Origin of the sequence: Burkholderia sp. BCC1996, assembly GCF_905339955.1 — a bacterium.
Lineage (GTDB): Bacteria > Pseudomonadota > Gammaproteobacteria > Burkholderiales > Burkholderiaceae > Burkholderia.
On sequence record NZ_CAJPHM010000009.1, the window covers coordinates 49,499 to 63,996 of the forward strand.

Consider the following 14,498-nt stretch of genomic DNA (forward strand, 5'->3'; position numbering starts at 1 on the left):
TGCATCGTCATGAAACTCGACGGCAATACCATCCTCATCACTGGCGGCACGTCCGGGATCGGCCGTGCGCTGGCGATTGCGCTCGACGACCTGGGCAACAAGGTCGTCGTCGCCGGCCGGCGCACGAAGCTGCTCGACGAGATCGCGCGGCAGTATCCGAACATCGACACGATCGAGCTCGACGTCGGCGATGCCGCGCAGATCCGAGCGGTCGCGGCGCGGTTGATCGACCGCTACCCGGCGCTGAACGTCGTGATCAACAACGCGGGCATCATGCCGTTCGACGATGCGTCCGGGCCGCTCGACGACGAACAGGCCGTGCGCCTCGTCGAGACGAACCTGCTCGGCCCGGTGCGCGTCAGCGCGGCGTTCGTCGAACACCTGAAGCGGCAGCCGGACGCGACGATCATCAACAACAGCTCGGTGCTCGCGTACGTGCCGCTCGCGTCGGCCGCGCTGTATTCGGCGACGAAGGCCGCGATCCATTCGTACACGCTGTCGCAGCGTTTCATGCTGCGCGACACGCGCGTGCGCGTGCTGGAAATCGCGCCGCCGTGGGTCGACACCGACCTCGTGCACAAGAGCGGCGATCCGCGCGCGATGCCGGTCGATGCGTTCGTCGCCGAGACGCTGGCGCTGCTCGAGACCGCCACCACCGAAGTCGTCGTCGAAGCGGCGAAGCCATTGCGCGACAACGCGGGGCCGAACGAGCACGCGTTCGTCGGCGAGTTCAACCGCTTCGTTGTCGACAACCCGATTCCCGTCGCGTGACGTCGCGCGGCGCAATCCTGCGTACGCATTGATCTGCCGAAAGGCGCCGGCTTCCGCACGATCGAACTGCGAAGCCGGCGCTTGCCGGTTTGCCCGCGCATTCATTCAGGATGCCTGAAGCGGCCCTTCTCTGCGCTGCTTCTCTGCGCTGCTTCTCTGCGCTGCTTCTCTGCGCTGCTTCTCTACGCGGCCTCTCTACGCTGCTTCTCCACGCCCCAAACTCGCCGCCCACCCACCCGGTTTCGCCCTTGCTTGCCACGCATTCCTCGCGACGATAAGCTCTACGATCTCAGCCTCCGAAGCAGCGCCCTCCGGCATTCGTCCGATCATCGGCGCAATCGACCGTCGCGGATTTCGACCATGCGGTTCCGTATGTTCACCACCGGGACCGGCGACACGCCCGGCTCCTGTCGCGCTCCCGCCGACGATCGACCGGCGCTTGCGCCGTTGCCCGAACTCGACACCGTGTGCCGTCTCGCCCGCGCGCATTTCGGCACGGCCGGTGCGTTCATCGCGTCCGCCGAAGCCGGCGCGCAGCGCGTGGCGGCGTCCGACGGAACGCTGCCCGCCACGCTTCCTGCCATGCGTTTCCCGTCGCGTGCCGCGCCCGCTGCGGCGGCCGGCCGACGCTTCATCATGCCCGCCGCGGGCGACCTCCCGAATGACGCGCCGCACGTCGTCGCGGCCTGCGAGCTGCTCGCGCCCGACGGCAGCGCGCTGGGCGCGCTATGCGTCGCCGGCAGCACCGGCCTGACGCTCGACGCCGCGCAGCGCGCTTTCCTGCACGACCTGGCGACACTGGCGGAACGCGCGATCGGCCGCGCGAACGCGCAAGCCGCGCTGCGCGAACGGCTCGGCGTCGTCGAGGAACACAGCGCGCTGACCACGCTGGCGCTGAACGAAAGCGGCACCGGCGTGTGGGATCGCAACGTCGAAACCGGCGAGATCCATTACTCGGCAGCCTGGAAGGCGCTGCTCGGATATGCGCCCGATGAACTGACGAGCCGGATCGAGGATGCATACGAACGGCTGCACCCGGACGACGTCGCCGGCGTGAAAGCCGCGATGCTCGCGCACTTCGAAAGCCGGACCGACAGCTATGCGGTCGAACACCGCATCCGCTGCAAGAACGGCACGTACAAATGGATCTGCAGCCGCGGCAAGGTCATCGCCCGCGACAGCCACGGGCGCGCGCTGCGCATGGTCGGCACGACCACGGACATCACCGCGCTGCGCGAACTCGCCGGCCGGTTGAGCGACTCCGTCACGCTCGTGACGAGCCTGACCGACCAGGTGCCGGGCCTCGTGTTCCAACTGCGGCAGACCGCCGACGGCCGCCGGTTCTTTTCGTACGCGAGCGCGGGCGCACGCGACATCTACGAACTGACGCCCGAGCAGATCGCCCGCGACGCGGATGCGGTCGAAACCCGGATTCATCCTGCCGACCTGGTTGCCTACCGTCAGTCGCTGCGGGTGTCGGCGGAGCGCCTGGCGCCGTGGCGGCTCGAATACCGCGTGCTGCTGCCGGACCAGGGAATGCGCTGGCGCGAAGGCGACGCGCGCCCGCAACGCACGCCGGACGGCGGCACGGTCTGGCATGGCTTCATCACGGATGCGACCGAGCGCAAGCACATCGAGACCGAACTGCACCGGATGGCGACGACCGATCACCTGACCCAGCTGTCCAACCGCCACGCGTTCATGCGGCATAGCGAAGCCGCGTTGCGCGGCGTGCGCGCGACCGGCCAGGACGCCGCGGTGCTGATGCTCGACCTCGATCACTTCAAGGCGCTGAACGACCGCTGGGGCCATCCGCTCGGCGATCGCGCGCTCCGGCATTTCGCGCGGCTGCTGCTCGCGGAGATCGGGACGGACGGCATCGTCGGGCGCATCGGCGGCGAGGAATTCGCGATCGTGCTGCCGCACACCGGGATCGACGCGGCGTGCGCGCTCGCGCTGCGCGTGCAGCAGCGCGTCGCCGATTCGCGGCTCGTGCACGAGGATCAGCCGCTCGTGCTGACCGTCAGCATCGGCATCGACGCGATGCGGACGTCCGACTTCGGCGCGTACCAGGCGCTGTCGCGGGCCGACAAGGCGCTGTATGTCGCGAAGGAGCGCGGCCGCAACCGGATCGAGGTGTATCGGGCCTAGTGCGCGTTCCCGCCGACAACGGGCTCGCGCCCGTCCTGGCCGCCCACCCCGTCGTACGCGCGCCGCGTCGACGCATCACGCGATCAACGCGCCACGGGCGCCGCGTCGCGCGCGGTCGCCCGCACGCCGAGCAGCATCGCGACCGCGCACGCGGCCAGCAATCCCGCGATCATCAGCATCGCCGCATCCATGCTGCCGGTACGGGTGCGGATCACCCCGACGATCCACGGCGTGATCATCCCGCTCGATACGCCGATGCTGCTGATCAGCGCGATCCCGCCCGCCGCGCCGGCGCCCGAGAAATACGCGGACGGCACGGCCCAGAACACCGGATGCGCGGCGAAGATCAGCATCGCCGCGATCGACAGCAGCGCCATCATCGCGACGATGCTCGGCAAGTGCAGCGTCAGCAACGCGAGCGCCACCGCGCCGCCGAATGCGCACGCGGCGAAGTGCCGGCGACGCTCGCGCTTGCGGTCGGAGCGCCGCGCGATCGCGATCAGGCCGGCCGCGCCGATCGCGTTCGGCACGATCGACAGCAGGCTGATGTGCACGACGTCGTGAATGCCGAATTCGCGAATCATCAGCGGCATCCAGAACAGCAGCATCAACAGCGCCGTCGTCAGCGAAAAATAGATGAATGCGAACAGCCAGGTGCGCGGCGCGGCGAGCACCTGCCGCAGCGACGACGCTGCATGCGCGGGCGCCTCCGCCCGGTCGGCGGCCAGGTCGGCCGCGAGCCGCTGGCGGTCGTCGTCGGACAGCCAGCGCGCCTGATCGGGGCGGTCGCACAGCCAGAACCACGCGATCACGCCGAGCAGGATCGCGGGCGCGCCCTCGATCGCGAACATCCACTGCCAGCCGTGCAGCCCGAGCACGCCCGACATCGCGCGCATCAGCCAGCCCGACAGCAGCCCGCCGACCATCCCGGCCACCGCGACGCCCGCATAGAAGATCGACAGCACCGACGCGCGCCGGCGCGCCGGATACCAGTAGGTCAGGTAGAACACGACGCCCGGGAAGAAGCCGGCCTCGAACAGCCCGAGCAGGAAGCGCAGTACGTAGAAGTGCTTCGCGCTGTCGACGGTGATCATCGCGACCGACACCGCGCCCCACAGGACCATGATCCGCGCGAACGTGCGGCGCGCGCCGAAGCGGCGCAGCAGCGCGTTGCTCGGCACCTCGAACAGCACGTAGCCGACGAAGAACAGCACCGCGCCGAGGCTGTACATCGCATCGGTCAGGCCGAGATCCTGCCGCATCTGCAACTGCGCGAAGCCGATGTTGCTGCGGTCGAGGATCGACACGATGTAGCAGATGAACAGGAACGGCACGATCCGCGCGCCGATACGACGGTACAGCGCGTCGTGGTCCGACGCCGGCGCACGGGAACCGGACGCAACCGCCTGCGCGGCGTCCGCTTGAAGGGGGGCTGACATCGATCGTCTCCTCGATGGATGCGGATACGGTGCTGACAGGAAATGCAGCGCCGGTCGCCGCCGCCCGCCGGCAGCGCCCGGCCGCGATTCAGGCGCGGCGTGCGGGTTCGCCCTTCACGCCGAGCATCAGCGCGGCGCCGCTCAGCGCGAGCAGCGCGGCCAGCAGGTACACGGCGAGATCCATGCTGCCGGTGCGCGTGCGGATCAGCCCGATCACCCACGGGCTGACGATGCCGCTCGTGATCCCGATGCTGCTGATCAGCGCGATCCCGGCCGCGGCCGCGTTGCCGGACAGGTAGCGGGTCGGCACGGCCCAGAAGATCGGCAACGCGGCGAAGATCAGCGTCGCCGCGATCGACAGGCACGCGAGCATCGCCGCGAAGCTGTGCAGGTGCAGCGTCAGCGCCGCGAGGGCCAGCCCGCCGCCGATCGTGCAGCACGCGAAGTGCTTGCGGCGCTCGCCGGTGCGGTCGGAATGGCGGGCGATCAGGATCAGCCCGACCGCGCCGACCGCGTTCGGCACGACCGTGTAGAGGCTCACCGACACGACGTCGGTCACGCCGAAATCGCGGATCATCAGCGGCATCCAGAAGTTGAGCGTCAGCGATGCGCAGGTCAGCGAGAAATAGATGAACGCGAACAGGTAGACGCGCGGGTTCGCGAGCGCGGCGACCAGGCTGCGCTTATCGTGTGCGCCATGCGCACGGCCATCGTTGCACAGCGCCGCGACGCGCGCCTTTTCGTCGGACGTGAGCCACGCTGCGTCCTGCGGCCGGTCGACCAGGTACGTGAACGCGAAGCATGCGAACACGATCGCCGGCGCGCCTTCGATCGCGAACATCCATTGCCAGCCGTGCAGCCCGAGCACGCCGCTCATGTCGCGCATGATCCAGCCCGACATCAGGCCGCCGAGCACGCCCGCCACCGCGACACCCGCGAAGAACACCGAGATCGCCGCCGCGCGGCGGTTCGCCGGGAACCAGTAGGTCAGGTACAGCACGATGCCCGGAAAGAAACCTGCCTCGAACACGCCGAGCAGGAAACGCAGCACGTAGAAATGCGACGGCTGCGACACGAACATCATCGCGGTCGACGCGATGCCCCACAGCAGCATGATCCGCGTGAACGTGCGGCGCGCGCCGAAGCGCGCGAGCAGCAGGTTGCTCGGCACCTCGCAGAACACGTAGCCGACGTAGAACACCGCGGCGCCGAGGCCGTACATCGCATCGCTGAAGCCGAGGTCGTGCTTCATCTGCAACTGCGCGAAGCCGATGTTGATGCGGTCGAGGAACGACACGACGTAGCAGAGGAACAGGAACGGCACGATCCGCCACGCGATCTTGCGGAACAGCAGCGCGTCGCCGGCAGCCGGTGCCGACGCGGATTCGTGGACGGAAGACGACGCGGCACTCGCGTGCGCGATCGTCGCTTCGGCGGGAAGCGATTGGGGCATGTCTCTCTCCAAACGGGCCGCGCGATTCGCGCGCGCAGCAGTCTCCGCGGGCGTGCATGCGCCCGGCTTTCTTGTGAGATCGGAAGTCGGCTCCCTGAACCGCCGCGCGATGCGGCCGCCGCTCAGGCGCCGTCAGGAAAACGGCGCGGCGCCCGCCCGGACGCCCCGCCGCCGTGACCCGCTCAGTCCTGCAGCGCGTCCCACATTTCCTTGTCGCGCTGCGCGGTCCAGATGCGCGGATGCGTGATGCCGCTCGCCTCGTCGTATGCGCGCGACACGTCGAACGGCAGACAGTGCTCGTAGATGAACACGTGGCCGAACTTCGGATCCATCGCTTCGCGCGTGAGCGCCATCGACGCCTTCAGGTCGAGCTTGCGCTCGACGGCCTTGCGGCCCTGCGCGAGCAGCGTCGTCACGAAGTCCTTCGTGTAGTCGAGGCCCTTGTTCACTTCGGCCGGATTCAGCAGCGCGGGGCCGCGGCCCGGCACGAGCTTTTCCGCGCCGAGCGCGCGCAGCGCCTCGAGCGTGGCCGGCCACTGTTCGAGCTGCGCGTCGCCGCAATAGCAGGCCGCGTCGTACTCGACCAGGTCGCCCGAGAACAGCACCTTCTGCGACGGCAGCCAGACGATCGTGTCGCCCTTCGTGTGGCCCGAGCCGACGTGCATGATCTTCACCTCGAGCTTGCCGAGGAACAGCGTGATCTCGCGCTCGAACACGAGCGTCGGCCAGGTCAGGCCCGGCACCGTCTCGACGCCCGCGAACAACCGCGGGAACCGCTCGATCTCCGACTTCATGTCGGCCTCGCCGCGCTCGACGATCATTTCGTAGGTGCCGCGGCTCGCGATCACGTGCTGCGCGCCTTCGTCGAAATACGCGGACGCGCCGAGCACGCGCACCGCGTGGTAATGCGACAGCACGACGTGCTTGATCGGCTTGTCGGTCACGCTGCGGATCTTCGCGATCAGGTCCTGCGCCATCGCGGGCGTCGCGGTCGTGTCGACGATCAGCACGCTGTCGTCGCCGATGATCACGCCCGAGTTCGGGTCGCCTTCGGCGGTGTATGCGTACGCGTTCTCGGACAGCTGCGTCCAGGTGACTTTCTTCTCTTCCAGATCGGCTTGGGAGGCGAATGCTTTGGCCATGTTGCGTTCCGTGGCTGCGAGCCATGTGTTGAGGGGAATGAGCGGATCATCTTCCCGTGCCGATTATTTGTCAATGACAAAGTCGCTTGCTATTGTCTAATACGGGTAAACCTGCGGGCTGGCGCGTCAAATGGCGTCGGATACCATGCGGGGTTTCGTCAACGGAAGAATCATCGCGTGCAGAACCACGAAGTCAGCGCAGACGACGCGCCGCCCAAGGCGCAGCGCGGGATCCAGAGCGTCGAGGTCGGCGGCCGGCTGCTCGACGCGCTCGCGCGCCGGCGCAAGCCGCTCGGGCTGTCGGAGCTGGCGGCCGCGGCCGACCTGTCGACCGCGCAGGCGCACACCTATCTCGTCAGCCTGACGCGGCTCGCGCTCGTGAAGCGCGACGCGCTCACCGGCAACTACGAGCCGGGGCCGCTGTCGCTGCGGCTCGGGCTGATGTCGATCGAGCGCCAGCCGGCCTATCGCGCGGCGCTGCCGCACGCGGCGCGACTCGCGGAAGCGGTCGGCCTGAGCGTCGCGCTGTCGGTGCCGGGCGCGCTCGGGCCCACGATCGTGCGCATCGAGCACGGCGGCTATCCGCTGCACGTGAACCTGCACGTCGGGTCCGTCATGTCGCTCGACACGACGGCGACCGGCCGGGTGTTCCGCGCGTTCGGCGACCCCGCCCAGCTCGACGCGATGGCGGCCAGCCAGGCCGGCGCCGGCGCCACGCTCGCCGGCGCGGAAGGCGACCAGCCCCCGTCCGACGCCCGCGCGTGGCAGGCCGAACTCGACGCGATCCGCGCGCGCGGGATCGAGCGCGGCGTGGATCGCCCGAGCCCCGGCGTCAGCGCGATGTGCGTGCCGGTGCTGGACGCGGACGGCCGCCTGCAACTCGCGTTGACGGTGATCGGTTCGAGCGGCTCGATCGACGTCGGCTGGGACGGCCCGATCGCGACGGCGCTGCGCGATGCGGCACGGCAAGCCACCGCGGCGCTCGACGCGGGACGCGACGCACCGCCGGTCGCGCCGGGCATGCCGCCGGCCACGCAGCGCATGCCGCCCGCGCTCGCCGACGACACGAAGGCGCAGCGCGGCATCAACGCGCTCGACAGCACGGGCGAACTGCTGCTCGCGCTCGTCTCGGCGGGCCGTGCGCTGCCATTGCGCGATCTCGCGGCAGCCGCCGGCATGCCGGCCGCGAAGGCGTTTCCGCACCTCGTGAGCCTGCAGAAGATCGGCCTGCTGAGCCGCGACGACGCGGGCTGCTTCGGCGGCGGGCCGCTCGCCCAGGCGCTCGGACTGATCGCGATGCAGCGCGTGTCGCCGACGCGCGATGCGGAAGCCGAAATCGTCGCGCTGGCGGCCGCGACCGACCTGAGCGTGGCCGCGGCGACGCTCGGGCCGCTCGGGCCGACCGTGATCCGTCTCGAGGAATCGGCGCGGCCGCAGCACGTGAGCCTTCAGGTCGGCACGGTGATGTCGCTCGTGAATACGGCGATCGGGCGGATGTTCGCGGCCGGCATGTCCGACGACGTGCTGGCCGGCCTGCTGGCCGACGAGCCGGTGCGCCTCGCAGGCCGCGCGACGCAGGTCGACGACGCGTTTCGCGCGCGGCTCGCGACGATCCGCGCGGACGAACTCGATTTCGCATTCGATGCGCCGGTGCCGGGCATCGGGACGATCGCCGCGCCCGTGTTCGATCACACTGGCAGCATCCGGCTCGTGATTGCGATCATCGGCTCGTCGCGCGGCTTCCCGCGCGGGCCGCACAGCGAACTCGCGCATACGCTGCTCGCCGCGGCGCGCCGCCTGTCGTGGCGCTTCGGGTGGATCGGCGGGTAAACGCCGCCGCGCTGCCGCGCCCGTTCTCGTCGCCCCGCTTTCCGTTTTCGCCCGTCAATGCGAGGCCGCGCTCGCCGCGGTCTCGTCACGCCTGCCCGCCGCGCAGAAGGTGGTGTAGCTCATGTTGCGCGGCAGCAACATAAATTGTCAGTAATTCTCATATAACGAAATCGCATTTCACAAGACGGTGACGTTTCTTTATGATTAGGGTTATCCCTAACTCGCCACCTACATGGGGCTTCGTCATGCAAACGTCTAATGTCTCCGATCGTTCCACCCAATCCGCTGGCTGGCTCGCACGTGTCGGCGAGCTGCTTGCAGAAGCATGGGCACTGCACCTCGAGAACTGCGCAGTCATCGCTGAAGCGCACGCACGCCTGCCGCGCTAAGCGCGGCGACCGGCCGCCAGCCGGCCGCACGCCATCTCCATCCGTCTGATGCGCGTTGCGGGGACGCGCGCCAAACGGCCGCCGCGTCCGGCACGGGGCGCCGGACGGAAGGCGCAAAAAGGGCGAATGCCGTCGATGGCATGGTGCTCACGCGCTGTGAGCACGGTCGTAGCGATGTCGATACGCGGATCCCGGTGCCGACGAACTTGTCGACACGGTGTCGATCGCAGCTTCCCGGAATGTCCGGCCGCTGCGTAGCCGATGCATCCCCGCTGCGCACCATGCGCCGGGCCCGGCCGTCACGGAAGATTCATCCGTTTTCCCGCCGCGCGGGCACGGCCTGCCGGTATCCGGCTCCGGGCCACGCGCAACGGGCGCGACAGTCCGATTCCCGCCCTTCTCCAGCACCGCCGCGAACCGCGTCGTCACGACGCCGCGCGACGCGTCGCCCCCGTCTTCACACCTGAATCGACGGCACATCTTTCATGCACCGCAGCGCGAACATCGAGCGGCTGTGGCGAATGCTCGAAATCCTGTACAGCTTCTCGCGCAGGAAGCGTTCGTAGCCGGCCGTGCCGTCCACCGCGACCTTGATCCAGTAGTCGTATTCGCCCGATACGAGGTAGGCCTCGAGCACTTCGGGCAGTGCCGCGAGTTCGGCGCCGAAACGCGCGAGCGCATCGTCCTCGTGGCGATCGAGCGTGACTTCGAGGATCACGATGTCCGCGTAGCCGAGCATGCGCTGGTTGACCAGCGCGACGTAGCCGTCGATGTAACCGTCGAGTTCGAGCTGGCGCGTGCGGTTCCAGCAGGCGGTGGTCGACATGCCGATCTGTTCGGCCAGTTCGGCGTTCGACAGGCGCGCATTTTTTTGCAGTGCACCGAGGATCTTGCGGTCCTGGTTGTCGAGGGTTTTCGGCGTGCGTTCGCGGGTAGCCATGACAGGAAGAATCTTCTACTGAAAATCCGCATTCTATCTGAACAGGCTTCCGGTTTTGGGTGCGTTTTGCTGGAAAACAGGAAGCCTTTTAACCGGCCCGCTTGATACATTTTCTCCATGCCTGGTGTCCGGCACGCTCCCCGCGACAACCCCTTCGCACCGGGACGCCTGGCCGCAATCACGAGTTGCGGCGCAGGACACGCAGGCATGCAACGTCCCGCCCCCCGCGCGCCTACCCGGTCGCACGGGCCGGCGCCTGATCCTCCGTTTCCGCACTCCCGTCATGTCGTTCAGGCTTTATCTGTCGTTCCTCGCTGCGTCCGCCGTCCTCATCTACGCCCCCGGCCCCGTCAACCTCCTCACGATGAACCAGGCATTGCGCGCCGGCTGGCGCCGCGCGCTGCCGTGCGTCTGGGGCGGCACGCTCGCCGTGCTGCTGCAGCTCACGCTGACCGCGCTGTGCCTGAATTCGCTGGTTCACCTCGACGAGCACGCGCTGACCGTGCTGCGCTGGGCCGGCGCCGCCTACCTCGTATGGCTCGGCTGCAAGCAATGGCTCAGCCGCGCACCGGCCAACCCGCCCGCCGCGTCGACGGACGCCGGCAACACGGCACCCGACGACACCGACGCCGGACGCGCGCTGTTCTGGCGCGGCGTCGCCACCTCCGGCCTGAACCCGAAGACGCTGCTGTTCTTTCCGTCGTTCTTTCCGCAGTTCATCGTCCCGAATCCCGACTGGAGCCTGAACGCGCAATTCCTGCTGCTCGCGGCGAGCTTCGCGCTGCTGTTCGCCGGCGGCGTCGCGTCGATGGCGCTGTTCTCGCACCGGCTGAGCCGCGCGCTGCAGCGGCCGGCGCGGATGCGCGCGATGAATCGCGTGACGGGCGGGCTGCTGGTCGGGATGGGCGCGATCATGGTCGGATGGAATTGAGCGGCCGCCTGCGCGCGTGACGTGGCGCGCTGCGGCGCGCGCCACCCCACGCCGGCCGACGCGCGGCCGGTACGACCAGTACAATCGCGCGATGTCCGAACTGCTCACTTACGGCGGCCTGTTCGCCGTGTCGATGGTCGCCGCGACCCTGTTGCCGCTCCAGTCCGAAGCCGTGCTTGCCGGCCTGCTGCTTGCCGGGCGCGAACCCGTGTGGGCGCTGGTGCTGGTGGCGAGCGTCGGCAACGTCGCGGGCGCGGCGATCAACTGGGCGCTCGGCCGCGGCATCGAGCACTTCCGCGACCGCCGCTGGTTTCCGGTGAAGCCGGCCGCGCTCGCGCGCGCCGAGGGCTGGTATCGGCGCTATGGCCGCTGGTCGCTGCTGCTGAGCTGGGCGCCGGTGATCGGCGACCCGCTGACGATGATCGCCGGCGTGCTGCGCGAGCCGCTGCCGACCTTCGTCGCGATCGTGACGATCGCGAAGGTCGGGCGGTATCTGGCGATCGCGTGGCTCGTCGTGCCTTGACGCCTTGGCGCCTTGGCGCCTTGACGCCTTGACGCCTTGACGCATTGGCGCCTTGACGCATCAAGGCGTCCGCCCGCACGACGCCCCGTCGCCGTTACTTCTTGTCTCCCGCCAGATCGATCGCCTTGTCCGATCCGACCGCGTTGCGCAGCTGGAATTTCTGGATCTTGCCGGTCGACGTCTTCGGCAGCTCGCCGAAGCGCACGACCTTCGGCACCTTGAAACCCGCGAGCAACTGCCGGCAGTGGGCGACGATCTCCGCCTCGGTCGCGCTCGCGCCTTCGCGCAGCTCGACGAACGCGCACGGCACCTCGCCCCACTTCGGGTCGGGCATCGCGACCACCGCCGCGACCGCGACGGCCGGATGCCGGTACAGCGCATCCTCGACCTCGATGCTCGAGATGTTCTCGCCGCCCGAAATGATGATGTCCTTGCGGCGATCCTTGATGCGGATGTAGCCGTCCGGCGTCAGCACGCCGAGATCGCCCGTATGGAACCAGCCGCCGTGGAACGCTTCCTCCGTCGCCTTCGGGTTCTTCAGGTAGCCCTTCATGCAGATGTTGCCGCGGAACATGATCTCGCCGAGCGTCTCGCCGTCGGCCGGCACCGGCGTCATCGTGTCCGGATCGAGCACCGTCGCGCCCGCTTCCAGGTGATAGCGCACGCCCTGCCGTGCATTGAGCCGCGCGCGCTCGTCGTCGGGCAGCTCGTCCCAGTGCGCCTGCTTCGCGCAGACGGTCGCCGGGCCATAGACCTCGGTCAATCCGTACACGTGCAGCAGGTCGAAGCCGATCTCCTTCATCTTCGCGATCACGGCCGGCGCGGGCGCGGCACCGGCGACCATCGCATGCACCGTGTGATCGATGCCGGCGCGCAACTCGGCCGGCGCATTCGCGATCGCGCTCTGTACGATCGGCGCGCCGCAGTAATGCGTGATGCGTTCGCTGCGGATCAGGTCGAACACCGTCTTCGCGTCGAATTTGCGCAGGCACACATTCACGCCCGCGCGCGCCGCGACGGCCCACGGGAAACACCAGCCGTTGCAGTGGAACATCGGCAGCGTCCACAGATACACCGCGTGCTTCGGCATGTCCCATTCGAGGATGTTGCTGATCGCCGCGAGATACGCGCCGCGATGGTGATACACGACGCCCTTCGGGTCGCCCGTCGTGCCGGACGTGTAGTTCAGCGCGATCGCCTCCCACTCGTCGGCGGGCGGCGTCCATGCGTAGTCGGGGTCGCCGCCCGCGACGAACGCCTCGTAGTCGGTCGCGCCCGCGAAGCGCGCGGGGTCGGCCGGCATCGCATCGGCGACGCTGACGATCTTCAGGCCCGGCACTTCGAGCGCCGCGCGATGCGCGAGCTCCGCGTATTCGGTGTCGACGATCAGCACCTTCGCCTCGCCGTGACGCAGCATGAACAGCACCGATGAAATGTCGAGCCGCGTGTTGATCGTGTTGAGCACGGCGCCGGCCATCGGCACGCCGAAGTGCGCCTCGACCATCGCCGGGATGTTCGGCAGCAGCGCGGCCACCGTCTCGCCGCGCGCGACGCCGGCCCGCGCGAGCGCGCTCGCGAGCTGCTTCGCCCGCGTGTAGGTCTCGCCCCACGTGCGCCGCACGTCGCCGTGCACGATCGCGAGGCGCGCGCCGTAGACTTCGGCCGCACGGACCAGAAAGTCGATCGGCGTGAGCGGCACGTAGTTGGCATCGCGGCGGCCGAGTCCGGCCTCGAACATCTGCGTCATGATCCTGTCTCCCGTTTTCTGTCGACCGGCGCGTGCGTCGGCCTCGTATCCGGCAAGTGTGCATGCACCCCGACCGGTCTTGATGTGGTTCAATTGCCGCTAGCCTAACGGGCGCTATTGTGAGCCGTCTGTCATCGAAACGACAGAGTGCCGCACGAGCGCTGCGCGTTATCCCTATCCTCGCAAACCCGCAACCATGCACGACCACCTCGTTGCGCCGCCCGACGCGGCCGCCGCCGCTGTTAGCCCGCCGGCCGACACGCCGCTCGAACCGGGCCCGTTGCCCGCCCTGTCCGTGCTGTTCGGCCAGTGCGCGTGGTTCCGCGCGCTGGCGCCGGAACACCAGGCGCTCGTGCTCGCGCAGTCGCGCGCCGAGCAGCACGAGGCCGGCGACGTGATCGCGCAGCGGCTCGCGCCGTCCGAATACTGGATCGGCGTGCATCGCGGGTTGCTGAAGCTCGCGATCTTCAACGCGTCGGGGCGCGGCTGCACGTTTTCCGGCGTGCCGTCGGGCGGCTGGTTCGGCGAAGGCAGCGTGATCAAGCGCGAGCTGCGCAAGTACGAAGTCGTCGCCGTCCAGCGCTCGATCGTGCTGTTCGTCCCGGTCGACACGTTCCATGCGCTGCTCGACACGAGCCTGCCGTTCACGCGCTTCGTGATCCACCAGTTGAACAACCGGATGGGCGAGTTCATCGCGTCGATCCAGAACAGCCGGCTGCTCGATGTCGACGCGCGCGTCGCACAGGCGCTCGCGCAGCTGTTCAACCCCGCGCTGTATCCGGACACCGGCCCGTCGCTCGCGATCTCGCAGGAGGAACTGGGAATGCTCGTCGGCGTGTCGCGGCAGCGGATCAACCAGGCGTTGCAGCAACTCGAGAAACTCGGCGTGCTGCGGCTCGCGTACAACCAGATCGAAGTCGTCGACCTGGCCGCGCTCGCGCGGGTCGGGATGGAACAGATCTGAGCGACGCCCGATGAACGGAAGCGTCGCTGCTGCGGCATGCGCGTGCGGTGCGGCGGCCTTTTTCGGGCATCGGCGTCCGTGCGCGTTTCATCCGATCAATCGACCTGAAGTCGCCTCGGTCGCCGCGCGCCGAACCTGACAAATCCGCCAGTTTCGTGTCAGTGACTCGTTCAGCCCCGACGCCTATCATTCGGGTTCCCCTCACCGCCGCCTGATCA

11 protein-coding genes are annotated in these 14,498 nt (G+C 68.7%); 6 read left to right on the plus strand and 5 right to left on the minus strand.

The genetic code is table 11. The annotated features are described in order from the left end of the window. The first annotated feature begins 9 nt into the window (after positions 1 to 9). On the plus strand, positions 10 to 771 hold the full coding sequence (locus U4Z64_RS15165) for an SDR family oxidoreductase (protein ID WP_321820364.1): 762 nt from the start codon (positions 10 to 12) through the stop codon (positions 769 to 771). 360 nt (positions 772 to 1,131) lie between these two features. Next, on the plus strand, positions 1,132 to 2,922 hold the full coding sequence (locus tag U4Z64_RS15170) for a diguanylate cyclase (RefSeq protein ID WP_321820365.1): 1,791 nt from the start codon (positions 1,132 to 1,134) through the stop codon (positions 2,920 to 2,922). A gap of 83 nt (positions 2,923 to 3,005) precedes the next feature. On the opposite strand, the gene U4Z64_RS15175 is transcribed toward U4Z64_RS15170, so the two are convergent. The 3 genes from U4Z64_RS15175 to U4Z64_RS15185 form a co-directional block, all read right to left on the minus strand. Next, positions 3,006 to 4,361 carry an MFS transporter gene (locus tag U4Z64_RS15175; RefSeq protein ID WP_321820366.1) on the minus strand — a complete coding sequence of 452 codons (1,356 nt, stop codon included), beginning with the start codon at positions 4,359 to 4,361 and terminating at the stop codon, positions 3,006 to 3,008. Between the two features lie 88 nt (positions 4,362 to 4,449). Further along, positions 4,450 to 5,814 carry an MFS transporter gene (locus tag U4Z64_RS15180; RefSeq protein ID WP_321820367.1) on the minus strand — a complete coding sequence of 455 codons (1,365 nt, stop codon included), beginning with the start codon at positions 5,812 to 5,814 and terminating at the stop codon, positions 4,450 to 4,452. 182 nt (positions 5,815 to 5,996) lie between these two features. Next, positions 5,997 to 6,956: an MBL fold metallo-hydrolase gene (locus U4Z64_RS15185; RefSeq protein ID WP_044843030.1), complete on the minus strand. Its 960-nt coding sequence runs from the start codon at positions 6,954 to 6,956 to the stop codon at positions 5,997 to 5,999. Positions 6,957 to 7,133: 177 nt separating this feature from the next. On the opposite strand from U4Z64_RS15185, the gene U4Z64_RS15190 reads away from it, so the two are divergent. Continuing rightward, positions 7,134 to 8,786 carry an IclR family transcriptional regulator gene (locus U4Z64_RS15190; protein WP_321795397.1) on the plus strand — a complete coding sequence of 551 codons (1,653 nt, stop codon included), beginning with the start codon at positions 7,134 to 7,136 and terminating at the stop codon, positions 8,784 to 8,786. Positions 8,787 to 9,632: 846 nt separating this feature from the next. On the opposite strand, the gene U4Z64_RS15195 is transcribed toward U4Z64_RS15190, so the two are convergent. After that, on the minus strand, positions 9,633 to 10,115 hold the full coding sequence (locus U4Z64_RS15195; protein ID WP_006755380.1) for an Lrp/AsnC family transcriptional regulator: 483 nt from the start codon (positions 10,113 to 10,115) through the stop codon (positions 9,633 to 9,635). A gap of 283 nt (positions 10,116 to 10,398) precedes the next feature. Here U4Z64_RS15195 and U4Z64_RS15200 point away from each other — a divergent pair, with 283 nt between their 5' ends. Both U4Z64_RS15200 and U4Z64_RS15205 read left to right on the plus strand, forming a co-directional pair. Beyond that, a complete protein-coding gene (locus tag U4Z64_RS15200; protein WP_321820368.1) occupies positions 10,399 to 11,046 on the plus strand; it encodes a LysE family translocator in 648 nt (215 codons plus the stop codon). A 91-nt stretch (positions 11,047 to 11,137) separates the two neighbouring features. After that, positions 11,138 to 11,569, plus strand: a complete 432-nt coding sequence (locus tag U4Z64_RS15205; protein ID WP_124665862.1) for a YqaA family protein — start codon at positions 11,138 to 11,140, stop codon at positions 11,567 to 11,569. 94 nt (positions 11,570 to 11,663) lie between these two features. On the opposite strand, the gene U4Z64_RS15210 is transcribed toward U4Z64_RS15205, so the two are convergent. Then, complete coding sequence (locus U4Z64_RS15210) at positions 11,664 to 13,316, minus strand: acyl-CoA synthetase (protein WP_321820369.1); 1,653 nt, start codon at positions 13,314 to 13,316, stop codon at positions 11,664 to 11,666. A gap of 196 nt (positions 13,317 to 13,512) precedes the next feature. Between U4Z64_RS15210 and U4Z64_RS15215 the strand changes: the two genes are divergently transcribed. Continuing rightward, on the plus strand, positions 13,513 to 14,280 hold the full coding sequence (locus U4Z64_RS15215; protein ID WP_321805692.1) for a Crp/Fnr family transcriptional regulator: 768 nt from the start codon (positions 13,513 to 13,515) through the stop codon (positions 14,278 to 14,280). Positions 14,281 to 14,498: the final 218 nt, after the last annotated feature.

Bases quoted from the DNA above. Each gene is read 5' to 3' on its own strand.
- U4Z64_RS15165 (WP_321820364.1), top strand. From the start codon at position 10: ATGAAACTCGACGGCAATACCATCCTCATCACTGGCGGCACGTCCGGG.
- U4Z64_RS15170 (WP_321820365.1), top strand. From the start codon at position 1,132: ATGCGGTTCCGTATGTTCACCACCGGGACCGGCGACACGCCCGGCTCC.
- U4Z64_RS15175 (WP_321820366.1), bottom strand. From the start codon at position 4,361: ATGTCAGCCCCCCTTCAAGCGGACGCCGCGCAGGCGGTTGCGTCCGGT.
- U4Z64_RS15180 (WP_321820367.1), bottom strand. From the start codon at position 5,814: ATGCCCCAATCGCTTCCCGCCGAAGCGACGATCGCGCACGCGAGTGCC.
- U4Z64_RS15185 (WP_044843030.1), bottom strand. From the start codon at position 6,956: ATGGCCAAAGCATTCGCCTCCCAAGCCGATCTGGAAGAGAAGAAAGTC.
- U4Z64_RS15195 (WP_006755380.1), bottom strand. From the start codon at position 10,115: ATGGCTACCCGCGAACGCACGCCGAAAACCCTCGACAACCAGGACCGC.
- U4Z64_RS15200 (WP_321820368.1), top strand. From the start codon at position 10,399: ATGTCGTTCAGGCTTTATCTGTCGTTCCTCGCTGCGTCCGCCGTCCTC.
- U4Z64_RS15205 (WP_124665862.1), top strand. From the start codon at position 11,138: ATGTCCGAACTGCTCACTTACGGCGGCCTGTTCGCCGTGTCGATGGTC.
- U4Z64_RS15210 (WP_321820369.1), bottom strand. From the start codon at position 13,316: ATGACGCAGATGTTCGAGGCCGGACTCGGCCGCCGCGATGCCAACTAC.
- U4Z64_RS15215 (WP_321805692.1), top strand. From the start codon at position 13,513: ATGCACGACCACCTCGTTGCGCCGCCCGACGCGGCCGCCGCCGCTGTT.